This window comes from Rhizobium sp. 01L410 (assembly GCF_056400165.1).
Window position 1 is genome coordinate 383,165 of the sequence record NZ_JBFTST010000005.1, and the last position, 22,556, is coordinate 405,720.

26 protein-coding genes are annotated in these 22,556 nt (G+C 56.6%); 14 read left to right on the forward strand and 12 right to left on the reverse strand.

Annotated elements, in window-relative coordinates; translation table 11 throughout:
• Positions 1–3: 3 nt before the first annotated feature.
• Both AC1DV9_RS14055 and AC1DV9_RS14060 read left to right on the forward strand, forming a co-directional pair.
• On the forward strand, positions 4–885 hold the full coding sequence (locus AC1DV9_RS14055) for a TniB family NTP-binding protein (protein WP_477948523.1): 882 nt from the start codon (positions 4–6) through the stop codon (positions 883–885).
• A complete protein-coding gene (locus AC1DV9_RS14060) occupies positions 846–1,745 on the forward strand; it encodes a TniQ family protein (RefSeq protein WP_477948525.1) in 900 nt (299 codons plus the stop codon). Before AC1DV9_RS14055 ends, AC1DV9_RS14060 begins: the two co-directional genes overlap by 40 nt.
• Here the strand turns inward: AC1DV9_RS14060 and AC1DV9_RS14065 are convergent.
• Complete coding sequence (locus AC1DV9_RS14065) at positions 1,737–2,780, reverse strand: P-loop NTPase fold protein (protein WP_477948526.1); 1,044 nt, start codon at positions 2,778–2,780, stop codon at positions 1,737–1,739. The genes AC1DV9_RS14060 and AC1DV9_RS14065 overlap by 9 nt on opposite strands.
• 773 nt (positions 2,781–3,553) lie before the next feature.
• Between AC1DV9_RS14065 and AC1DV9_RS14070 the strand changes: the two genes are divergently transcribed.
• The 4 genes from AC1DV9_RS14070 (at position 3,554) to AC1DV9_RS14085 (ending at position 5,426) form a co-directional block, all read left to right on the forward strand.
• On the forward strand, positions 3,554–3,736 hold the full coding sequence (locus AC1DV9_RS14070) for a hypothetical protein (RefSeq protein WP_477948527.1): 183 nt from the start codon (positions 3,554–3,556) through the stop codon (positions 3,734–3,736).
• On the forward strand, positions 3,729–4,100 hold the full coding sequence (locus AC1DV9_RS14075; RefSeq protein WP_477948528.1) for a hypothetical protein: 372 nt from the start codon (positions 3,729–3,731) through the stop codon (positions 4,098–4,100). Before AC1DV9_RS14070 ends, AC1DV9_RS14075 begins: the two co-directional genes overlap by 8 nt.
• Before the next feature lie 51 nt (positions 4,101–4,151).
• Positions 4,152–4,907 (forward strand): SOS response-associated peptidase, encoded by a 756-nt coding sequence (locus AC1DV9_RS14080; protein WP_477948530.1) that lies wholly within the window; start codon positions 4,152–4,154, stop codon positions 4,905–4,907.
• Positions 4,908–5,072: 165 nt separating this feature from the next.
• Positions 5,073–5,426, forward strand: coding sequence for a hypothetical protein (locus AC1DV9_RS14085; protein WP_477948531.1), 354 nt, complete (start codon positions 5,073–5,075; stop codon positions 5,424–5,426).
• Here the strand turns inward: AC1DV9_RS14085 and AC1DV9_RS14090 are convergent.
• A complete protein-coding gene (locus AC1DV9_RS14090; RefSeq protein WP_477948533.1) occupies positions 5,423–5,992 on the reverse strand; it encodes a hypothetical protein in 570 nt (189 codons plus the stop codon). The two genes, AC1DV9_RS14085 and AC1DV9_RS14090, sit on opposite strands and share 4 nt — an antisense overlap.
• Here AC1DV9_RS14090 and AC1DV9_RS14095 point away from each other — a divergent pair.
• Entirely contained in the window at positions 5,981–6,448 is a 468-nt protein-coding gene (locus AC1DV9_RS14095) for a hypothetical protein (RefSeq protein WP_477948535.1), read from the forward strand. The genes AC1DV9_RS14090 and AC1DV9_RS14095 overlap by 12 nt on opposite strands.
• Before the next feature lie 265 nt (positions 6,449–6,713).
• Positions 6,714–7,349: a hypothetical protein gene (locus tag AC1DV9_RS14100; RefSeq protein ID WP_477948537.1), complete on the forward strand. Its 636-nt coding sequence runs from the start codon at positions 6,714–6,716 to the stop codon at positions 7,347–7,349.
• A 2,260-nt stretch (positions 7,350–9,609) separates the two neighbouring features.
• Here the strand turns inward: AC1DV9_RS14100 and AC1DV9_RS14105 are convergent.
• From AC1DV9_RS14105 to AC1DV9_RS14140, 8 genes are all read right to left on the reverse strand, one after another.
• Positions 9,610–10,410: a c-type cytochrome gene (locus tag AC1DV9_RS14105; protein WP_477944666.1), complete on the reverse strand. Its 801-nt coding sequence runs from the start codon at positions 10,408–10,410 to the stop codon at positions 9,610–9,612.
• Complete coding sequence (locus tag AC1DV9_RS14110; RefSeq protein WP_477948539.1) at positions 10,407–12,032, reverse strand: b(o/a)3-type cytochrome-c oxidase subunit 1; 1,626 nt, start codon at positions 12,030–12,032, stop codon at positions 10,407–10,409. Before AC1DV9_RS14110 ends, AC1DV9_RS14105 begins: the two co-directional genes overlap by 4 nt.
• On the reverse strand, positions 12,022–12,585 hold the full coding sequence (locus tag AC1DV9_RS14115) for a cupredoxin domain-containing protein (protein ID WP_477944669.1): 564 nt from the start codon (positions 12,583–12,585) through the stop codon (positions 12,022–12,024). The genes AC1DV9_RS14110 and AC1DV9_RS14115 overlap by 11 nt, the downstream gene beginning before the upstream one ends.
• A complete protein-coding gene (locus AC1DV9_RS14120; protein ID WP_477944670.1) occupies positions 12,582–12,758 on the reverse strand; it encodes a hypothetical protein in 177 nt (58 codons plus the stop codon). Before AC1DV9_RS14120 ends, AC1DV9_RS14115 begins: the two co-directional genes overlap by 4 nt.
• Positions 12,759–12,765: 7 nt before the next feature.
• The gene (locus tag AC1DV9_RS14125) at positions 12,766–14,013 is read right to left on the reverse strand and encodes a c-type cytochrome (protein WP_477944671.1); all 1,248 of its coding nucleotides are present in this window, start codon (positions 14,011–14,013) and stop codon (positions 12,766–12,768) included.
• Positions 14,010–14,669, reverse strand: a complete 660-nt coding sequence (locus tag AC1DV9_RS14130; RefSeq protein WP_477944690.1) for a c-type cytochrome — start codon at positions 14,667–14,669, stop codon at positions 14,010–14,012. The genes AC1DV9_RS14125 and AC1DV9_RS14130 overlap by 4 nt, the downstream gene beginning before the upstream one ends.
• Positions 14,670–14,900: 231 nt before the next feature.
• Positions 14,901–15,323 (reverse strand): cupin domain-containing protein, encoded by a 423-nt coding sequence (locus tag AC1DV9_RS14135; RefSeq protein ID WP_477944672.1) that lies wholly within the window; start codon positions 15,321–15,323, stop codon positions 14,901–14,903.
• Positions 15,320–15,580, reverse strand: coding sequence for a hexameric tyrosine-coordinated heme protein (locus AC1DV9_RS14140; protein WP_477944673.1), 261 nt, complete (start codon positions 15,578–15,580; stop codon positions 15,320–15,322). The genes AC1DV9_RS14135 and AC1DV9_RS14140 overlap by 4 nt, the downstream gene beginning before the upstream one ends.
• Before the next feature lie 235 nt (positions 15,581–15,815).
• Here AC1DV9_RS14140 and hmpA point away from each other — a divergent pair, with 235 nt between their 5' ends.
• Positions 15,816–17,024, forward strand: coding sequence for an NO-inducible flavohemoprotein (hmpA, locus tag AC1DV9_RS14145; protein WP_477944674.1), 1,209 nt, complete (start codon positions 15,816–15,818; stop codon positions 17,022–17,024).
• Positions 17,025–17,102: 78 nt separating this feature from the next.
• The gene (locus AC1DV9_RS14150; protein ID WP_037111757.1) at positions 17,103–17,567 is read left to right on the forward strand and encodes an Rrf2 family transcriptional regulator; all 465 of its coding nucleotides are present in this window, start codon (positions 17,103–17,105) and stop codon (positions 17,565–17,567) included.
• A 202-nt stretch (positions 17,568–17,769) separates the two neighbouring features.
• Here the strand turns inward: AC1DV9_RS14150 and AC1DV9_RS14155 are convergent, their stop codons facing one another.
• Entirely contained in the window at positions 17,770–17,901 is a 132-nt protein-coding gene (locus tag AC1DV9_RS14155) for a hypothetical protein (RefSeq protein WP_477944675.1), read from the reverse strand.
• Between the two features lie 468 nt (positions 17,902–18,369).
• On the opposite strand from AC1DV9_RS14155, the gene AC1DV9_RS14160 reads away from it, so the two are divergent.
• From AC1DV9_RS14160 to AC1DV9_RS14175, 4 genes are all read left to right on the forward strand, one after another.
• Entirely contained in the window at positions 18,370–18,819 is a 450-nt protein-coding gene (locus AC1DV9_RS14160) for a carboxymuconolactone decarboxylase family protein (RefSeq protein WP_477948541.1), read from the forward strand.
• A gap of 32 nt (positions 18,820–18,851) precedes the next feature.
• A complete protein-coding gene (locus AC1DV9_RS14165) occupies positions 18,852–19,262 on the forward strand; it encodes a hypothetical protein (protein WP_018900510.1) in 411 nt (136 codons plus the stop codon).
• Positions 19,263–19,387: 125 nt separating this feature from the next.
• Positions 19,388–20,290 (forward strand): LysR family transcriptional regulator, encoded by a 903-nt coding sequence (locus AC1DV9_RS14170; RefSeq protein WP_477944679.1) that lies wholly within the window; start codon positions 19,388–19,390, stop codon positions 20,288–20,290.
• A gap of 122 nt (positions 20,291–20,412) precedes the next feature.
• Positions 20,413–21,360 (forward strand): NADP-dependent oxidoreductase, encoded by a 948-nt coding sequence (locus AC1DV9_RS14175; protein ID WP_477944680.1) that lies wholly within the window; start codon positions 20,413–20,415, stop codon positions 21,358–21,360.
• 92 nt (positions 21,361–21,452) lie between these two features.
• Here the strand turns inward: AC1DV9_RS14175 and AC1DV9_RS14180 are convergent, their stop codons facing one another.
• Positions 21,453–22,388, reverse strand: a complete 936-nt coding sequence (locus AC1DV9_RS14180) for a helix-turn-helix domain-containing protein (RefSeq protein ID WP_477944681.1) — start codon at positions 22,386–22,388, stop codon at positions 21,453–21,455.
• Positions 22,389–22,556: the final 168 nt, after the last annotated feature.

Below are 22,556 nucleotides of genomic sequence, written 5' to 3' on the forward strand. Positions count from 1 at the left end.
GGCATGACCACAGAAATCTCCCACCTGACCGTGACCGCAGCCGAACTGCTCAGTGAAGCTGACAACCAGCGTATCCGCGCCATAAGATCACGTCGCTGGCTCATTTACCCGCGTGCAAAGCAGGTACTCGATCGGCTGAACCTCTTGGTCGATCATCCGCGTGGGACGCGAATGCCGTCGCTCGCCATTTATGGTGACAGCGGCATGGGCAAGACGATGATCATGAAGCGCTTCCGTGACCAGCACCCACCAAGCTTCAACTCGCTTACCGGCAGGCTAAAAACACCGGTTCTGGCAATGGAGATGACCAGCCGGCCTGGCGAACGGCGGTTCTACGCCGAACTTTTGACCCTGCTTGGCGCACCACAGCGACCACGTGCCAATATTGCCCAAATGGAGCAAGCGGCACTGCGGATCATGGAAGCGATTGGCGTGCAGGTTTTGGTGATCGACGAGGTGCACAACATTCTAGCTGGGACCTATCGTGAGCAACGCATCGTATTAAATACCTTACGTTTTCTCAGCAACCGCCTCCAGATCTCACTCGTCTGCTTCGGCGTCAACGACGCCCGCGAGGCCATTGGTGGCGATGTTCAATTGGCGCGTCGCTTCGACCAGTTCACACTGAGCCGCTGGGCTGCAAATGAGCAATTCGAAATGTTGGTCGCCTTGATACTGCGTAATACTCCATTGCGGCACCCATCGGTGCTAACCGCGAAATCATTGCGCCGAATACTACAAGTCACCGAGGGCATCACAGCCAACATCTTCCACATCGTCAACTCACTGGCCATCGAGGCAATCGAAAGCGGAAGAGAGAGAATTACCGACGAAGCCATTGAGAAATGGGAGCCCGAATTCGACTCCGACGCAGCATTCGCGTGAAGGCAAGCCTATGCGAACGGCGACTGCCGGTAAGGCTGGCTCCATGCGCCGACGAGCTTTTGTCGTCGTGGATTGCCCGACATGCCGCATTCTATGCGATCTCTCCCTTGGCCATGCTTCAGCATTGCCTTCCCGAATTGCTATCATTGCGCGCCGCCGATTTGAATCTTATCGACGATCAAGTCGCTCGCATTGCCCATATGTTCTCGATCGAGCCCATTACGGTCCGCCGTATGACGTTCTCGAATATTCCACAATCATCACGCCGAATGATCGCAAGGGAGCCTCGACAATCATGCTCTACCTGTCGGCAAACGGCCGACGGATTGCCCGTCACCCTTCGAAGCCAATTCCTAGGCTGGCGGATCACCTGCCCGCGTTGCGGAGGCACACTGCAGCCAATTGGCGAAGGTTACGGCAAAGCTCCCTTCGCCGGCTTTCACCATGCCGCGCTGATGGGGGAAGAAATGCTCGACAACGAGGCTGAGCGTGATATCCAAAGCTGGGTATCGCCGAGTGAGATTGCCCGTCTCCTGCTAATGCGACGCGTTCCAAAGTCGCTGCCCGGTTACGAACCGTCGGGCTATAGAGTGCTCGGTGTCATTATTCCTGATCTCGACGGCGTTATGCAGATGGAAATCTGCAATCTTCCGAGTCCGGCAAACCCGATCTTGCCCTTGTATTTACGCCCTGCCCTCCTGGCAGGTGTGGCCATTGTCCAGCATGCCGGGCCCGAAATGCTTCGTATGCTGAGTGGCCATATGAGGGGTGAGAACAAAACCCGCTTCGACAGCGCTATAGAAGAGATATTAGACTGTTCGCGTCAGGCGCTTGGGCCATCACAGTTGCACTTAATTTGAGATTCTCGGCCGATAGAATCTCAAATTAAGTGCGAAATGAGAAGAGAACGGTCGCAATCTCACAGTTAACTGCCAAACGACAATATTGTCGAGCACCAGAACGACGCGCGACGTTTTTGATTGAATTACGCCCAGAACCTCCCGGAGCGTGCTTTGAAACTCAAAGTCGTTGGGGTCAGTCTCTCTAATATACTGAGTGACTTTTTGATCCTCGTACTGCTTCGCATTAATAAGCAGCGTCCTCGATAAATCTTCTCGGTACCGCGTGAAAAACGGGGTCCACCCCCGCTTCCAAGCGGCATCCAAATCTTTCCGGTCCCGCAACAGGGCCAAAATGAACGGTGCCGCCACGAAAGCAAGCATTGCAAGCGATGGGCCCGACAGTAAGAACCGCCAATGCTCCTCTCCTGCAGCGTCGAACGCGGATTTCGCCCAAATGTAAAACAGCGGCAAGATCGGGATCAACACAACTACCACAACACCCCACCAATCCAAAATGGAGTGGTTGTTCGAGTGAACCTCTCTGATCTTCCCCTTAACCTTGCGTTCAATTTCGACAACTTTGACGTCTTCTGCCGGAAACGTAGCTCGCGACCAATCCAAAAAATGCTCCAAGAATGACCGACGAAACGATGAGCCTTGGGATTGCCAAATATCAAAAGTGAAAAAATGATACGCTACACCCGTTTCGGACTGTAGCAACGCGAGCTTTTGCTTCGCGATCTCAACTACAGTAGACTTGCCACTCCCCCATGGACCGTCAAGACCGATTGCGCGGTCATCGCCCTCAAACCCGGCAATAGCCCGCGCCAGAGCATCTGCTGTCCGGTCATGGCCCTTGCCATGAAAGGCATCTTGCTTGGACGGCTCGTCGATCAGGATTTTGCGTTTAACTACAGTTTGTTTCGCCACAGCGCAGCCTAGAAGTGATTGATCAAAACGATAATAATCAAATAGAAGTTGTGAACGGCCCGCACAAGATGTCCCGTTATTTCCTTCGCCGAGTTGCGCCAAACGTCCACAGAATTTATCCATAGCCTCGTTACGCGAACCCGGAGTCGATAGTCTTTAAGAAATCTTAAAGAATACCTTGTAGAAAAATTCAACTAACATTACACAAATCAAGTATCTGCAGCTTGTGACTGGGCGTCTGCTATTGGAGATTAGTGCACATTTACGAGAGTGTTCGGGATCAATTCACGCTATGTGCCGATATTGTTCCCTAGTACATATACACCTACTGTTTTAGGCTTAACTTGCAGAACATAAGCTCGAGACATCCTCCCGTTATTGTCGCTAGTGTAAATTACCTCGAGTGGCCGCTAGCCTCGTAAGTCGAATGCGCCATCGTAAACATGTTGACTTCGGGGCAAATTGGAACAAAATAGGAACACCCATAAATCAGCACGTAACGGAGTTGGCCGTGAAAGCTGCGCCAAAGGATTTCGCACGTCCTGGAAAACCAAGAGCGATCTACTGGACACCCCCGTCGGACGCGACGTTGGCGGAGGTTCACCCGCTTTTGAGTGCTGTGCTGCTCATGTTGCCCGATCGAGGTCGGCTCGTCATCCAGTCCTGTCAAGTTTTCGACGCCGCGACCGCCTGTCCGAGAGGGAATTTCGATGTAGCTGCTGATCCGGCCACCGGGAGAGCGTGGGGTTACTTTGACAAAGGCAACACCGATCGCCCGATGAAGAAGCCTATCGAGTTCGTATACGGTGGGCCTGCCGCTGGGATCGTTGAAGCCTTCTACCGCCGATACCGGGAGCAAGACATTGGAAGCTAAACGCCAGTCAACACGACAGGACTTGGACTACGAGGTCGAGGCAGCCCTTGCTTTCCATGACGACGACGCGCGCGCCACGGTGGCGACGCTCTTGGCGGATATCAAGCATTTGAGGATGCAATTGGCTTTGGCCGAAGGCGCTATGAGCCGAGGGATGACCAGGGGCTGGAAGCCCCAACTCGATCGAGGAAGCGACGATGCTTGATCGCGGCAAGTCTCCCCGAGCAACGCGGTCCGACGTGGCGTTCCGAAAATGGTGGGACAGCCAGCCGCCGAGTTTTCGCGATCGAGCCGATGAGGCCGTCGCGAGGATGTCGTATCAACAGGGGTATGTAGCGGGTAGGCAGGCCGATCTTGATCGATATGTCTTCGTAGTGGGGCGCTTCCGCATCACTGTTTGGGCTACCGGCATGCAGGACGCCAAGCGAAAGGCGGCCAGCGAGGCGGACTTGCGAGCTGCCAAAAACGGCTGGAAACGACCTGTGGGTGGCTGGACTGTAAAGGAAGTCACTCAAGCCCGCCAAGAGCCAGCCCGTCTAACCGAAGGCAGCGGTCTTATCGGAGCTTGAGCCAATCCGTAAAATGGCCGACGTTCTCGACAGGATAAGGAAACGCAGCCCATGTGCAACGCATACAACGTTACAACAACCCAAGACGCCATCCGGAATTTCGTGTCGGTCACGCACGACATCATCGGCAACATGGAACCCTCCATCGACGTCTTCCCAGACCGGCCAGCACCGATCGTGCGAAACAACGAAGACAGACGCGAACTCGCCATGGTTCGGTGGGGTATGCCGTCATCTCAGAAAGCCCTGCTCGACAATGCCAACAAGCGGGCCGACAAGTTGCGCGCCAAGGGCATAGCCGTCGACTTTGCCGAGCTCCTACGAATGGAGCCGGACGGCGGCACGACTAACATCCGAAACACGAGCAGCCAACATTGGAAGCGATGGCTGCGGGTTGAAAACCGCTGCGTCGTGCCGTTCACCAGATTTGCCGAACCGAACCCTTCGCGGAGAGCCGAGCTTGGACGGACGCCGAATGCTTGGTTTGCCAGTACTGGCAATCAGTCCCTAATGTTTTTCGCTGGTATGTGGGTCAAGGATTGGACGAGCGTCCGAAAGGTCCGCGAGGGTCTGATCACGACCGATCTCTTTGCGTTTCTGACGTGCGAACCGAACGACATCGTTGCCCCGATCCATGGGAAGGCGATGCCCGTCATACTGACGACCAAAGAAGAGGTCGAGACATGGCTGACGGCTCCGTGGGAAGAGGCGAAAAGCCTGCAGCGGCCCCTCCCCTCAGCCCTATTGAGAACCGTTTCGGTGGACACCGCAGAAAACAAGGAGCCTGACCTCTTCGCGGCGATGTGACGTGCGCAGCAAAACCTCGCGATGCCGATCCGTTCGCGTGTCGGCCACGCAGTTCAGGATCACACCCCGTGATTGCTGCTGGCCACCACCCGCAAAAAACTGTGATTGCTTGCCCCTTTTCCAGATCACGAGTTGTGATAGCGTACTTTCGATTGGAGGACGCCAATGTCGCAAAGAAACGCTACCATCTGGATTCCACTCGCGCTCGCGGTAGCTGGTGTCGCGATGGGTGTGATAACCACGCAATTTTCATCAAAACTTCCGATGTGGACGATTGCGATTGCGACATTGGTGGTAACTGGACTGGTTGCGTGGGCCATTTATCTGGCATTTCAGCCGCACTATCCGGATCGCGTGAAAGGTGGTTCAGGTGGTGAGGCCCTAGTGTCTGGCAAGGATAGTCGGGCTGTAGGAGGACGCGGCGGCGATGCCGGACGCAGCAATGGCGGCGAAGGCGGTGCGGCCACGGTGCTTGGAAACAGATCGATTGCCAAAGGTGGAAATGGCGGCAGCGGTTAAGGTTCGGCGCTTGATGAACTCCTTCGATCTTTCGGCTGTGCAAAAAACTTGAGCAACAGTCCGGCCAATTCTACCGCCAACTCAGGCGATATCGTCAGGGCATGCGTGTAGACAGGCTCGCGCTGCCCATTAGGCCCTAAGCAGGGCCCGCCATTTCCGAACGCTATCCTTATGAGATCATCTGACTCCTTGGTATATACGAACTTTGTCGCTGCAAATTCTTTGATCCCGGGTCTGAAGGCTGCTTGCCACTGTTTTAGCGAGAGGCCGTCAACGGCCTTATCATCATCCATTGGGAAAACCTTGTAGATCGAGATACGTCCATGAACCGGAAGGGCGCTGGGGGGCGCGGCGGGAACGCCAGTGTACACGGAAATGATAGCACAGCGGAAGGTGGCCGGGCTGGGAATGGGATGCTCCACGATGGTGGAGATGGCGGTCATGCAATTGTGGTCGGAAATAATAGTGACGCACTCGGAGGGCTTGGCGGAGGAGGAGGTGTCGCGAGGGGTGGACGCGGAGGTGATGCCTTTATTTTTCCTGATGCCGCCGCGTTGCAAGATCATATCAAAGGAAGACTACCCGAAGCACCGGGCGAAGCGGGACGTGGCGGCGATGCTTATGCCTCGGGTGAAAACACCTTTGTGGCCGGCGGGCAAGGTGGAGAAGCTTCACAACCTGATGGACGTGGAGGAAGAGGCGGTCGCGCGTTTATCTCCCCCTTACGAGAGGTGAACAGCAAGCTAAGGCAGTCGCATATGCGGTGGCCGTACTTTGAACCTATTACTGAACCGGGTCGTGGCGGTGACGCACCGGACACACCGCAGTATATGGCCCGGCGTCTGATAGTCGAGCAACTCAAAAAAAACTACTATTTTCAATATAACGCTTCATTGGAAGATGTTTGGTGGGACCGCGAGTTCGTTCCGCTTCAGTGGATCAATGAGCAACTTGAGAACGGCGGACATTTTTGGCGCGCAAGTGTTGTGGACGACGAATACGAGTTCCACGACCTTGGTTGATGGCGCAGGCCATCGCGGCAGACAAACTTGGAAGGAATCGACGACCGGACGGTGTGACGCCGCTCGGCGACAGGGCGCACGCCGGTCGCAACCGAACATTTACAGTTAACGTCTATGGACACGTGCCAGAGACGATCGAGGCCGTGCGGTGTCAGAGCAGAATATCAATGCGTGGCGACGAGAATGCATTTGGTTGGCGCACGACCAAAAGTGCTTTTACTGCGGCCGTCCGCTTTTGTTCCGCGATATGGAAATCGACCATTTCGTGAAGAAATCAATATCCCCGCAGGAGTTCGCATCGCTAGTTGTCCATGGAGCCATAGAATCGGATTTCGACGTCCTCGGGTTGGGAAATCTTGTGCCGGCATGCAGGCGCGATAACTGCGACAAACACGCGTTGACTTTCGGGCCGCGATTCATCGCTATCGAAGTGCTGAAGATCGCCGAGAAGGCGAAAAAGGTGACGCGGGAACTTGAGATTAGCAAATACAATTTTGAGCTGGATCAGTTCCTGCGCAAAGTCGAAAAAGCCATAGAGTCGGGCAGTTTTTCTCGTGATGAGTTACTCGGGTATCTTAGGGTGGACGAAAAGGCCGACCCACCAGAACCGTCAGATCAGACAAAACCTCCGCGACCAAAAATCCTTATCACAAATAAGGCGTTAACTGGATTCCGGGCGTTAGGCGTAGAGGCCGCGCACGAGTTAATTTGGTTAGTTAGACATATGGAAGCCGGTCACTTGGCCAACTTCAAGCCCCTTCGCCTCCGAGGAATGAGCCTTATCGAGTTTCGCGTAGCGAGGTATGCGAGGGTATATGCCGAAATAAGGGATGATTGCATTGTCATCCACAATGTGCTGACAAAGAAACAGGCTCGCAAGGAGCTGACACACGTGATCTGACCAACGCGGTCCATAGCATCTCGTGTCACTAAGCTTGAAACGCGCTTCACAGTTCCGTCCGATGCTTTGTTCAGATCGAGCTTGGAGTACCTTTCGAGGGTCTGCGCTTACTAAAATCGCTTCCTCTCGGTGACCGTAGATGGCGGATCGCTCTCCGAGATTTGGTCGCGGTGGGTCGGGAGGATCGTTGGGTTCATGGAAGACAGCATTGACGTGGGGGTCAAGGGCGGCAAGCTGGACTACCCAACCGACGTATGGAAATCTGAGGGTTTCCCCTCACTAAACGATCGCCCCGCCCAAGGTCGAAAGCGGAGGCAGCATACTGTCCGATTCCTCGTCTACTCGAAGTCGGTGGCTACACGGCGGAGCGTTTGTTTCATCAACTAGTAATGAGCCACAAACCCGCCACGGCCATGAAGGTCAAAGGGACGAAAAATGCCAGGAGCAATCTCATCGCAGCTGTCTCCACGGCGTCCTGACGCCTATCATCCTCGTCGGAGCTGGACACATGTCTCATCGCTTTCCTCCTTTGTTATTTGATTACTCGGCGGCCGCCGCACGACGCGTCGACGTCTGCGGTTCCTAGCCGTGCCACCGTCGTAAGTGGGGGAGCTGGGGCAGCGGACAGCCCATCGCCGCCCTTCCCTCGGATGGAGAGCGGGGACCTGCGCGGCTAGGGCGTCCGTCTCCTCCTTCACTCCACGCCTGCTGAGGGAGCCTTTGGAAGAAGCGATCAGTCGCAGGCCAACTCCGATGCTCCTTTGAAAAAGCCTACATCTTACGAGCGGAATTTTCTTTTACGGAACGGCAGCTCTTGGAAGCGTTCGGCCATAGTAGGACCGCTGCCGCATCTCAGACAAAACGCATGGGGTGGAAGATGTCCGCTGCGTAAAACTGCCGGTTAAAACGTTCAAGATCACACGCGACGCGTTATGTAATCTGATGTGGAAGTGAGGCACTTCTCCCAGTCTCCTCCTTCAAGCGGCACGTCCCCGCCGCTCCCCGGCCCCCTCTCGCCGGGCATCTGGCTGCCCTTCGACAACGCGTCCGCTCGAAGGGCAGCCTCTACCCAAGCACGGAGATGACGGAAAGCGCATTTCATATGCGGAATCCGTCCGGGATAGCCCATCCACTCGTCTCCCTCTAGCGTTTAACTTCGTGAACACGAATGACGGCGCTGAACACGTTATCTACCTCGTGCCTTACATTACGAGCGATGCCCTGGCAGTCAGTCCAAAGCCCCCGCCAAAAGACGGGTCTTCGTGCGTCCAAACGATCAGAGTATCGCCGTCGGACACCGCCTCTCCTTTACCGCCCACGATCCGGGAAAATGGCTCAAAGCGAAGTCTTGCACCCTCCCACTGCTCTGCGATCGTGGGCTTCGGGTTCAAATTGTCGACGTCGTCTTCGCAATGCAGTTTCAGTAGGAACGTCGCCAAGGACAGTGGGAGGGTGATGAGCGGAAGGTCAGGGCAAGCTTAATCGCAGGAGGGCGTACAGCGGTTAATCTTAAATTGCACCATGAGGCGCTGCGCGGCGACTTGCAGTTTTCAGTCTGTTCGCAAGTTCTGACCCTGCCGGCGTAGCCCATGCCAACTCCAGTCGTCCGACAGTTCGTTCCGGGCGTCGTTCAACGCATCGCTAGGAAGCGGTGCCAACAGATATCGGCGTGCCGCAGCTATCTGATCCGAGCGCCCCATGGCCGACAGGCAAGGAACCATTTCTTGGGCGGCTAACGAGAAAAACGAGCCAGTCTTATCGGGATTGGTTGCCGCAAACCACGCGATAAATGTCCCGAAAAGCCGCTGGGCTCCTTCTTGCAGCGATGGAGTAATCAAAACTGCGACTCGATCATGTCCCAATGTAGGTGGATTGCAGCCAACAACTGGCGGCGCGCGGCGTCAATCTTGTCGATTGTCGTCAAGAGGTTCGTCACTCACGCTTCAGTGGATGGAGTCCGCATGGTATTAATCATCGCTCTTCCCGACCATCAACTTCTGCCAACTGTTGCAACGATACGTGCTCAGTGTCCTAACGCGCTTGTGCCTGCATCGAACGTGTCCATCCGGTTATATCGAGGTACTAAACGTGCAAGATGGAGACTTTCGTGACGGCTAAATTAGCAGTCGAAGGAGCGGTCCTCCCCCGTCCTTCAGCGGCACCGTTCCCGCCGCACCCGGCTGCTCCCCTCCCGCCGGGAATGGCCGTCCTCTGGCGATGCGTCGAGCTGGAGGGCGGCCTTTTTTCCATCCCAAACCTCTCAGTTCGAGACAAGCGATCGTGAAGCATAATACTCCGCGGCCGCCGAGATTTCCGCTTCGGTCATATGCCGCGCGATTGTCCGCATCTGCTGACTGACATCATTTGTCCGGTTGCCCGCGGCAAATGAGTGAAGCTGGGCTTTGATATAGGTGGCGGACTGCCCTTCGAGCCAAGGACTTCCAGGTTTGTTTTCGATGGTTCCATGACATGACCCGCACGGGGCGATACCGCGCATCGGGGAACCGCTCTGAACGATCAAAGGCGCGGCGTCGGCGTCCGACGGATGAAATCCCGGAAGACGCGGTAGGAACGCGTAATACGCCGCTAGGTCGCGCATGTCCTGCTCGGTCATGGATTTCAAGAAGGGGCTCATCACGGCATTCACACGGGCTCCAGTTTTGAAGTCCTGCAGCTGTTTGTAGATGACGCTCGCGTACTGCCCTGCCAGGTTGGGCGAGTCCGCCCTGCTGATCCCTGTGGGGCCGTGGCAAATAGCGCATTGCTGCGCCAAGGTCGCTCCTCTTCCTACAGAATCCGCCGGCGGATTTCTGAATTCCGATGCTCGAAGGACCACGGCGGATGTCTGATACGGCGCGACCTCACCCTGGTCCGCCGATCGTTTGCTTGGAACACCGGCGGCGCTGCAAATGGTATCCCAGATGCCTCCGATGGCGGTGCCGTCCAGAGAGGGCGAAACGACAAATCCATAAGCCGCGGACGCGACAAATACAGCCGCGGCCAAACCGACACTGACACGAAACCATTTGTTCTTGAGATTAAAGAGCCGGTCGTCGTTCATTTTTGTGTCCCTACGTAAAACGCGGGAACATTGGTATCCGACCGCCATGCAAGCTGCGCGATCGGAAAACCGTAGTTGCTGATCGTCAGCCCAACCATCAAGACAATCCACAAAGCATGTCCATTCAAAGCTGCAGGCACCCGGGTTGGTGGGTGGACAGCGACAGCGAAACGGTAGGGTCCTGCTTCAGCGGGACGAGCAGACTGACTGCGGAACAAGATCACAAAGAACACGATTGCCGACGCGACCAGCACAAATCCACCAAACGCCGACATCACCACAGGGATAGCCTCGGGCGCAATCAGCGGGTCCATGTAGTCGAAAAACGCCATGCGACGCGGCATGCCCAATATGCCCACGTAGTGCCAGGGGAATGTCGTCACAATCATTCCTATGAACCAGAGCCACAGCTGAAGCCGCATCAGACCGACCGACATGATCTCGCGCCCGGTAAGATGGGGCCAAAGATCGTAGGCGATGACGAAGTACATGATCACGATCGCACCGCCGAATATCAGATGGAAATGTCCCGTGATCCACTGGGTGTTGTGGATCGAGGCGTCGAGCTGATAGCTCATGTTGATCAGGCCGCCCGCGCCTCCGAAGCCGAGCATGATGAACGAGAACGCCACCGCCAGCATGACCGGGTTGCGCCAGGGCAAAGCCAGCAACCAACCAAACGGACCGCGGCCGCCTCGCAGGCGACCAGCGATTTCGACCGATGCGCAAATGGTGAAAACCGTCAGCAACGTCGGGAGGGCCACAATCGCCGTAAAGGCAGAATGGATGAACTTGAACCCTGCTCCGACCTGCGGATCGGCGAATGTGTGGTGTATACCGATGGGCATTGCCACAACGAGAAACAAGACAAAGGAGATGCGGGCCATGGCGTCGCTGTAGAGCTTTCCTCCGATCGCCCTGGGGACGATCGTGTAGTAGGCGATGTAGGTCGGCATGAGCCAGAAATAGACGATCGCATGGAGGGTCCAGGAGAAGAACACGCGGGCGAGGCCTGCGTCGATCGTGGACTTGAAGCCAAGCGCGACCGGTAGAATCTGGAAAATTAGCTCCGCCGCTGCCCCGACGGCCGTCCAACCCCACAGCCATGAGCTTGCCACGTTGGCGTACATCGGCAAGGGGACTGCGGCTCCCGGGTTGGCCCTCTTCCAGACCGCGAGATTGATCGCCATCAACGCGACCCAAATCCAAGACCCCAAGACGACAAGCACGACGCCGATATAGTAGCCGGGGTTACCGATTAGGGGCGGATAGAAGGTGTACAAGACGGAGGCCCAACCGAGCGAGACCGGCACCATTGCCGTTACGCTGCCGATCACAACAAGCCAAAAGCCTGCCCATGCCCACCGTCTGCCCACCAGTTTCTGGTTCAGGGAGGTCTCACTGATGGCGTATCCGAAGCCCATGGCGACAAGCGTGGGAAAGACATAGGCCATGACTGTCCCGTGGGCCGTCAGCGACCTGTAGTACCATTCCGGATTTCCGATCCACGCAGCCATCGGACTGCGAATGAACATCTGCCAGGCACCGAGCAGAAGCGCCAGACCGAAAAGGCCGAAGGCCAACCAGAAATGGGCCAGTATCAGGCGTTTGCTACTTAGCACAGCTCAGCCTCCTCTGCGTCTCGGAGAGAGCCAGGAACTCCTCCTTCGTCACGACCTTCACGCGGCCCCACATCCCCTCATGTCCGACCGAACAGAATTCCTGGCATGGCATTAGGTGCTCCCCGGGTTCGGAAAAGCTGGCATGCTGGACGGAAACGTAACCGGGAACCAGCATCGTGTTCACGTTGGTGCCCTGCACCAACAGGCCGTGCACCACATCGGCACTGGTGGCTCGCAACGTAATGGGGGTGCGCGCCGGGACAAGAATGCACTGCGGGACGAACGAATACTGTTGTCCGATCGCGCGTACGGTCACCGAGCCATCAGGCTCGATCGCGCTGCCCAAATTGCCTTCGGAGAACTCACCCCCAAGGTGAAGGGTTGTCGGGTCGATCGACTCGACCTGGGCCTGAGGCATCGTTGCTTGATGCACGCCCGCGTAGGCTGCCATCCCGGTCAGAAAAGCTATGATGACGATCGAGATTGCCGCCCATCGCTTCTCTATCCTGGCGGCGACGCCTGCGCTATGCGAACCCTCGTGGACATCGCTCATATTACCCCTCCCCGGGGAACGAAGACGAGTGCGTAAAAGAGCACCCACATCAACACGACCAATGCGGTCGCTATCCCGGCGACGGTCAACGCACCAATCGGACCCGAGCTCACGATCTGTTCGATCTCGTCGTCCCTTGCTTCCGAAACATCAATCTCACCGGAATCGATCATCGAGACCTCACTGAAGGGGCGCTTTGCGCAATTCGTTAGCCTCGTCGGCACTGACGGTCGTCCCGCGGTTGCCCCATGATGTCCTGATGTAGCTGACGACGGCCGCGACCTCATTGTCGGATAGGGTGACAGCGAACGGCGGCATTCCATGCGGCATTGGATTACCTTTGGTGCCGGGTGCGTAACCACCGTTCAAAACCATTCGGATGGCGTTGACGGCTGACTCCATCTGGATGGATTGATTTGCCGCAAGTGGAGGATAGTGAGGCGGTCTTCCCTCGCCTTTAGAACCGTGACAGCTGGCGCATTGGCCGTCGTACACCGTCTTCCCGAGGCTGATCAGCAAACTGCTTTCCGAGCGGGGCAGTCGCGAGCTGGGCGGCTCGGGCGAATCCTGGGCGATGCTCTTGAGGTAGACCGCCATCGCCTTGGTGTCTTCGTCGCTCAAGTACTGAAGACTATTGTAGACAACGTCGGCCATCGGACCGTAGACCGCACCGCGCGCCGAGACGCCCTTCTGAAGCAGATCGGTGATGTCCTTGATGCTCCAGTCACCGAGGCCAGCTTCCTTGTTGGAGGTCAGCGACGGAGCGTACCAGTTTTGCATCGGTATCAGGCCGCCTTTGAAAGCTTCGGAGTCGGAGCTTCCGCCGAGGGCGTTGATAGGGGTGTGGCACATTCCGCAGTGTCCGAGGCCCTCTACAAGGTAGGCACCCCTGTTCCACTCCTCGGACTTGTCCTCGTTAGGACGGAATTCGCCCTCGCGAAAGAACAGCGTTCGCCAACCGAGTACGAGTGACCTGTTGTTGTATGGAAAGCTCAGCTCGTGCTCACGGTCCTTTTGCGAGACGGGTTCAATCGTCTGAAGGTAGGCATAGATGGCGTCGCTGTCGGCGCGGGTCACCTTCGTATAGGACGCGAAAGGCATTGCAGGGTAGAGCAATCCCCCGTCCGGAAAGCGGCCATCGTGCATGGTCTTATAGAAGTCGTCTGCGCTCCACTTACCGATCCCGGTTTGCGCATCGGGAGTGATGTTCGATGTATAGAGCGTGCCGAATGGTGTCGGCATGGCACGCCCGCCTGCGAAAACACGGCCCTCGGGTGCGGTGTGGCAGGCGATACAGTCACCCGCCCTCGCCAAATACTCGCCCTTCGCAATGACAGAGGGATCGACGGTGGCCTTGGGCTTAGTTTCCTGCGAGTAGGAAACCGAGGCGAGCAGGACGAGCACAATGGAGATCGGAAGCTTCTTCATTTGTGTTCGTCCTCGCTTGGCTGACTTCCGCATGCGAAAGGCAAAGCGTAGCTGTTCGCGGGAGCCGGCGATGCATCTGCAGGCGCTGTCACAGAAGCTAGCCAAGCAGCGACCGCGCGAACGTCGTCTTCCGTGAGATGTCCCGCCACGATCTGCATGCAGTCCGGCGCTATCGCAGTTCTGGTGCCGTATCGCCAAGCTCCCAGCTGCGCGCTCAGATATGTCGCGCGCAACCCCAGCAAGCCCGGTATGGCGGGCTCCTGTCCTGTCAATTTGGCACCGTGACAGCTAACGCACGCCGGAAGGCCCCTCTCGATGTCTCCCTGCTTGGCTATCGCCTCGCCATGCGCGAGGACGGTTTCGCTCACTTCGTTGGCAGTAGCGACTGGCAGAGGTGGCCGTTGATCAGCAAAATAATCTGAGATTTTCTTGAGATAGTCGTCCGGCATGAATTGCAGGAGGTAGTTCATCGGGGGGTATTTGCGGCGGCCGCTACGGAAGGCGAGCAACTGATTGTAGAGATATCCCGACGGCTTTCCCGCCAAGCGCGGAAAGTACGGATCGTTGGTGCCTTTACCAGCGGCACCGTGGCACGGGGTGCATGGCTGAACGCGAGCTTCCATCGTGTCGGGCGCTGATATGGTCTGCCCGAACATTTGTCCGGTCGCCAACAGCGACAAACAGAACGCCAAATAGATGGTCTTTCCGGTTTTCACTCGCCACCCCATCTATCTAAGACGCGACCTCCCCGAGGTTCTACGGTCATCGCCTACGCGCGAATTGGACAATTCGGACATCCGTGGCCTTATCTGCGCAGAATCGTCGCGGCACGGCCGCGGCTGACGGCCACCGCTGCGAACAGAACTGCCCCCAGTCAACGCGCCTTGCTATTTGTCCGGCACGGTCAGGTTCTTGTCGTCAGAATCCACGACGAAAACCGCCAAGAGGCTCGCGGATTCCGTCTCACTGGCATTCTCACTAATCGAGTGACTTGAACCTGGCTCTTCGTAGAAGCTTTCGCCAGTTTTATAGACCTTGGTCTCTCCATCGTTCACTTTGCTCCGGATCGATCCGGACAAGACGTGAGCGAAGATGAATGCCGACTTGGCGTGGTGATGCGCCGGGGACTTTCCACCCGGTTCGTAAGTGACAACCGCGGCGATCATGCTCTTACCCGGGACATTAGGAAGTTCATGCTGGAAAACGGGTTGCACATGCTCGCCGACATCGTGCGCGCGCGCGACCAACGCCGAAAATTGGAGACAGGTCGCGGCTACCAAACATGTCGCGATACGGAGCTTGTTCATCATACGGTTCCTTCGTGGGCGGGCACAGGCTGCTTGTTCCAGTGGTTATTGGCAGCGGCCACTGTCTGGAAATTGATCGCGATAACCTGGGACACGAGGATCAGACTGTCGGCGTCCTGCTCATAGACCTCCCTTAGCCTGGAGCGGACCTCGTCGGACGGTTGGGTCACCTTAACCCCCATGCGGGACAGCTTTATCGCCAGCTCCCAACCCGCCTGCGGGGTGGTAGTGATTAATGAAGTCAGCCAAGGCTCAGCCATCGATCCTCTCCGTGGTTAGGACTCCGACTCCTAGCGGCCGCGATCGCGGATATCTGTCACGAACAGGGCGGGACTAGCACAAAACGGACGTGATCTTCGCGACCACGTCTGTAGACAATACGGCATACGCAAGAAGATGTGACAGATCATCGCAAGCGATAAACATCTATTGATGATAGATGTTTAAAGGCCTAATCATCCCGCCATCAGTCAAAACACAAAAAGGAGATGACCGATGTCAAAGCTTCTGAGCGAAGAAACCAAGGCGGTGGTCAGGGCCACCGTTCCCGCCCTGCAGGCCCATGGAACCGCCATCACGGCCGCAATGTATGAGCGCCTCTTTAAAGACGAAGAGGTGCGCGAACTGTTCAATCATTCAAACCAGGGCGAAGGTGGACGACAGACGAAAGCGCTCGCCCAAGCGATCCTGGCTTACGCTCAAAATATCGACAATCTCGGTGTTCTCGCCTCTGCGGTGGAGCGTATCTCGCAGAAGCACGTGGGCTTGAGCATCAAGCCGGAACATTACCCCTATGTCGCAACGGCACTTCTCGGTGCGATCGGTGACGTTCTTGGCGACAAGGCTACTCAGCCTGTCCTCGATGCATGGGGAGAAGCTTTCTGGTTTCTCGCCAATATCCTGATCGGGAGGGAAAAGGCGGTCTACGATGAGCTTGAGGCGGCCGACGGCGGCTGGATCGGCTGGCGGGAATTCAGGGTTGCTCGTAAGGTCGACGAAAGCGAAATCATCACCTCGTTTGTCCTCGAGCCGGTGGACGGCGGTCCGGTATTGCTCCACAAGCCGGGGCAATACCTAACCTTCCGCATCCCAATCAACGGCCTTGGCCCACAGAAACGCAATTACAGCATTTCGTCAGCGCCAAACGGCCACACGTACCGCATCTCAGTGAAGAGAGAGCCGAACGGGCTGATCTCGAACCATCTGCACGACAACGTTCACGAGGGTTCGATATTACAGGTGGCCCCGCCGACCGGAGACTTCTTCCTTCGCGAGGAGTCGGAGCGGCCAGTCGTCCTCCTGAGTGGCGGCGTCGGCCTTACCCCGATGGTCAGCATGTTCGAAGCACTCGTCTCGTCCGATAAAGCCGTTGACGTTCATTACGTTCATGCGGCGCAGAACGGGCGCGTTCACGCCATGGGCAAGCACGTGCGTACGCTTCGAGAGAAGAAGCAGAATGCCAATACAGCATTCTTTTACGGCGATCCCCACGAGCACGATCGGCAAGGCGAACACTACGATCACAAAGGCTACATCACAGTGGATTGGCTCTCAGACAATACGCCGATTGAAGAGGCCGACTTCTACCTTTGCGGTCCCAAACCCTTCCTTGCCGCGTTCGTTAACGGTTTGGCACGGGCGGGTGTGGACCAGAACAGAATTCATTACGAGTTCTTCGGCCCGGCGGACGGCCTGCAAGAGTAGGTACCATCGACGGGGCGGCTTGGCCGCTGCCCCGTCGCTATGCTACATCGCCTATAGATGTTTATGACGGAGCCAAGCATGCGTCTGACGGTATATTCCGACTTTGCCCTGCGGCTGATGATGTACCTTTGCCTGAACCACGACAGGCTCTCCACGATATCCGAGGTTGCGGAAGCGTACGACATCTCGAAGGCACACCTGATGAAGATCACCAACGAACTCGGGCAAAAGGGCCTTGTCGAAACGGTGCGCGGGCGGCAGGGAGGAATGCGCCTCGGCAAATCCGCGTCCGCGATCAGCGTCGGGGAAATCGTACGCGCCTGCGAGCCAGATTTCGCCATCGTTCCCTGCTTTGAAGCCAAGGGTGCCGTCGTGTGTGTCATCCAGCCGGCCTGCGTATTGAAACGAGCGCTCGCGGCAGCAACGGCCGCATTCCTCGAGACACTCGACGGTTACACACTCGCCGACCTCGTGAGGCCGACCGTTCCTCTTCGATCCTTGCTAGGTTTGGACAGTTCGACGAGCGGCTTGGCTGCCCATTGAGCGCCGACAACTCCTGAGCGAAAGGCCTGCGCAAGACCGGAAGCGCATTGGTTTCGACAACGATCAGGCTCGAGACCCATGCAAATAACATCCGCCAACATCTTCGATTTGGTGACCCGCACGATGGTCAACGGGGTCGACGCAAAAAGATGCCACTACGCTGTCCAGCGATCAGCTATGGAGCGCGGATCATTGGCGTCAGCTAGCCGACGATGGCGATGCCGAGGTCCGAGCAGCCCAGAAGATCGCCGACGCCAAAGAGGAACTGGAGTTTCTCCAGCGCTCCGGTTTCCCTCCGGATGTCGTCGCAAGACTTGCCCAGGAGTTGCTTCACAAGATCTCCTCAGCGATGGGCGAATACGCGGCGTCTGCCGCGGATCACTCGGCCCCCCTAACCGGGGACGTCCAGGTGCCGCCGGTTGCGACCTCTCAGCCTGTCGATACCGCAGTCCTGACAAATCCCGAGGCAGCTGACGCTGGGAAGATCGCGCAAGTCAACGGCGCTTACCTTAGCGTTATGGACGATAAGGATCGCCCGGGTCTGCCCAACGGCGACGATGAAACAAACGATAGTTTCGAGGCTTTAAGTTCGGAGATCAGGGCGCTTCTAGCCTAAGCTGAACGCGAGAGGGGCAGCCAATCGCTCTGATCAGGTCGGCGGGCGACATGTTTTCCGCTTTAGACGCACCGGTTCAGTTTCGTCCGGTTTTTAAAACCGGCGACCAACTCGTTCTATAGCTGGCCACCAGCTCCCCTAAAGTCCCTCGTTGCAGCGAATGCGCCCAGAAACAGGGGACTCCAGATGGCACGAAGGCTCGACTACCAGTCGCTCGCTTCCGAAGGGATGCAAGCATTCGGCGCTGCATACCGTTACATCAGCCAATGCGGTCTCCCCACTGAACCCATCGACCTTGTCTACCTCCGAGTTTCGCAGATCAACGGATGCGCTTACTGCATGGAAATGCACAGCCGCGGTCTGATGGAAAACAATGTCCCGATTTCGAAGATACTCTTAACGTCGACTTGGCGCGAGGCCGGGGATTTGTTCGACGCGCGGGAACGCGCCGCCCTTCAATGGGTCGCAACCGTCACCCTGATCAGCGTCTCGCATGTCCCAGACGACGCTTTCGCTAAAATCCGCGGCCTCTTCGACGAGAAGGAAGTCGCCGACCTAACCATCGCGATCGGTCTTATGAATGTGCTCGATCGTATGGCCATAAGCTTCCGCGTCCCTCCGAGCATCGGACACTGACACCCTGGAGACAGCCCGGATAGGAGCAAGACATGAAGACCCAACCGGTTGAAATCGTACGACGCTTTTTACAGCTCCCCGCATGCAAGAAAACACTTTCGAACATCGTTGCCGGAGACGTCACCCTGATCGCCCCTGACGGAGTGTTACCTAGTCAAGTGTCTCGGCTCCCCGGACTGGACGACTGTAAAACAGACGTTCTGGATGCCGCAGTAGCACTACTCCACTGCTCCACAACTCGGCGCGTAACCGTCAGCTCTATTTTCGGAGCGGGGGCTAATGTTGCTGCTTTTGGCACCGTTACCGAGGTTATGTGTTCGGGCGAAGATGTCGCAACTCCCTTCTCGCTTTGGATCAAAGTCTCCCACGGGCGTATCACCTACATTCAGTACCTCGACGGTGACTCGAGAGCCGACACCCTAAGAAAGTCGAAAGAAGCGTGAACTTCTCCCGGCAACATCGAGACGTATTGAAACACGAGTTGAGAGGTGGCATGCCAGGGTGAGGGTGTGAAATCTGCTAGCCAGGCGGAAGCACCGCCAACTTTCAGCCCGCAATCGGTGGACATATGGATCGTCTTACAAGTCTTCTCGTGTTTGGTCGTGTCGTGGAAAGCGGAGGATTTTCTGCAGCCGCCCGAAGGCTGAACATGTCGGTGACCATGGTAGGCAACCACGTCCAGTCGCTGGAAGACAGGTTGGGAGTGCGTCTTCTGAACAGGACGACCCGGAAGGTCAGTCTAACCGAGACGGGCAAGTACTATTACGAGCGCTCCGTCCAGATACTCGGCGATCTCGAAGAAGCCGACCGGACTGCCGGCGCGCTTAATACCACGCCCAGAGGTACGCTGAGGGTTTACACCAGCAGCGCAATCGTCAGGTTTCTCAATCCCATCGTGACGGAGTTTCTCGAGAGTTACCCAACGATTTCGCTTGATATCAACATCGGCGAACGGATGGTCGACATGATCGAGGACGGGTACGACCTCGCCATTCGGACAACCCCTCCCCCGGATTCAAGTTTGGTCGTTAGAAAGCTGACGCCTTGGCGTCACGTTCTGTGCTGCTCTCCCGGATACCTTGAAAACCATCCGATGCCCGCGGAGCCTGAAGACCTCGCCGTGCACAATTGCCTTCGATACGCCTATTACCCCTTCGGTGACGAGTGGCGGTTTGAAGATGCGGCAGGCTCCGAGCAAAGCGTCAAGATCGCGGGCAACGTGATCTCGAACAGCGCGGAGACGCTCCGGTATTTGACGGAAGCCGGTAAGGGTATCTTTCTCGCACCGAGTTTTGTCATCTTCGAGGACATCGCAGAGGGGCGGATGGTCCGGATCATGCCTAAGTTCAGCCCGGTCGAATTCACAATCAACGCGATCTATCCCAACCGCAGCCATCTCCCAACGAAGGTGAGGCTTTTCCTTGACCTCTTGGCGGAACGGTTTGCCGAGCATCGAAAGTGGATGGCCTAGCCGGTCATTGTCCAGCGTGGCTTGCATATCCTTCCCGAATTGTCCGGATTATCGCTCGGCCTTGAATGAAGCATCTTCTGTCTGTGACGGCCCACATGGCCACTTTCTTCAGGAGAACTGAAATGTCCACTCAGAAAACAATGCAGGCTTTCCGCGTCCATGAATTCGGAGCGCCCTATGTCATCACGTCAGAGCAGCTTGAAGTACCGGTCCCCGGCCCGGGCGAGGTCTTGATCAAAGTAAATGCCGCGGGCGTTGGCCCATGGGACGGATGGATACGGAGCGGCCACAGCGCCCTGCCGCAGCCTCTGCCGCTTACCCTGGGTTCCGATCTCTCGGGCGTTATCGAAACGGTCGGCCCGGACGTAAACGGTTTCGAGGCTGGCGACGAAGTTTACGGAGTAACCAACCCGCGTTTCATCGGCTCCTATGCGGAATACGCGATCGCTCTCGCTTCCATGATCGGTCATAAACCCAAGAAAGTCGACCACGTCGAGGCTGCCTCTATCCCTGTGATCGCTTCCACTGCCCGGCAGGCTCTATTCGATCATGCAGGCCTAAAAGCTGGACAGGCTGTTTTGATCCATGGCGCAGCGGGCAACGTCGGAGCATACGCCGTTCAATTCGCCCACAAGGCCGGCCTCAGGGTAGTAGCCACCGCTGACGCAAGAGACATCGAAACAGTCCGAAACCTCGGTGCCGATCAAGTGATCGACTATCAGAAAGAGCGCTTTGAGGATGTGGTCAAGAATGTCGATGCAGTCATCGACCTCGTCGGCGGAGAGACCCAGACCAAATCTTTTGCTGTCTTGAAGCGTGGCGGAAAACTCGTTTCCGCTGTTTCCAAGCCCGATCAGGAGGTAGCTGCTTCATTTGGCGTGAGCGCGAGTTTCTTTTTGGTGGCGGTCAATACACGTGAACTCAACGAAATCGCCGAGTCCGTCGACGATGGAAGTCTCAAGACAAAGGTTGGTACCGTCCTTCCCCTGACCGAAGCAATAAGGGCTCACGAAATGCTGGAGGGAACGCGCGAGCACGCCAAGGGGAAGATCGTTCTCAAGGTCGACTGATTGACCAGCGACTGCATCCTCGCTCCGGTGATAGCCGGAGCGATAATCTCTTTCAGCGGCCGGACATCACGAGCGATCAAGCATACGAACCGTCAGTGCCTGAGAAATTCGTTTCTGTTCGCGCGAAAGAACTCCGGCGGGTTACCAAGGACCGCCATGAACGAGGCGGTCATGTGGGAACCGTCAGGGTACCCCGCCATGCGAGCGATCTCGTCGATCGGTTTGTTACTCTCCCTTAGTAGCGAAATGGCTTTGTCGGTACGTCTCCGAGCCAGCCATTCCGGGGCACTGGTTCCCGTTTGCTGACGAAAAAGCATTACAAATTCGCCCTCGGAAAGTCCGCAGACCGCAGCGAGTTGCGCCAGGGCTATGTCACCGTCCAAATTCGCGTCCATCATTTCCATTGCGGCACTCAATCGTTTGCCGCTGATCCTTGGTGTGTTCAGCTTTCCCCTGTCCAGTTTATGCGAGTATGTCGCTAGGAGGTGGCTAGCGACGGCATTGACGATATGGTCCACAAACAAGGTGCTCGCGTGACGGCGGTTACGAAATATAGGAACCAGTCCTTTCGCCAGATGGAACATGATGAGGTCACTGAAAGCGAAGCTGTCAGGCAGGGCAAGCTCGCTCGACGCATATCCCAGTTCGGCTGCAACTGTGTCGAGGAAGGTCTTGGACATGTAGAAATGGACGTGTTGGAATCGGCGAATTCCGGACGCGTAGGCTGGGGTCCTCAGATCGAAAATAGAACAGGAACCGCGCCGCAGTTCTCCGCTCAGGAGAAACTTGCCGTCGATCCACAGCTGATAGGGCGTGGAATCTTCAAGTCTGACGACAAACACGTACGCCTCGTCATATGGCAGTGGTGCCGAAACCGCGTTGCCGTCTCGTCTACCTGTCACCAGGGAAATCGATGCATCCACGCGACGGGTAATGACCTGAGGATTAAACGCCAGAAGAAAACGGTCCTCCATTTGGCGGACGTAAGAGGCACTATGGCCGCCAGCCTGCATAATCTCGATCGACATTAACAAATCCTCGGGACCGGAGTTCTGACCAGCAACAATGCAGCAAGAACACATCCCTGCATTGTACGAAGCGGACAATAATTCTCGGTTCCGTCGATCTTAAAGATGAGTGATCGAGTCCGAAACCGAACATGCATATCGTCTTGGTGCAAGCGCGCTCCGCGGCGT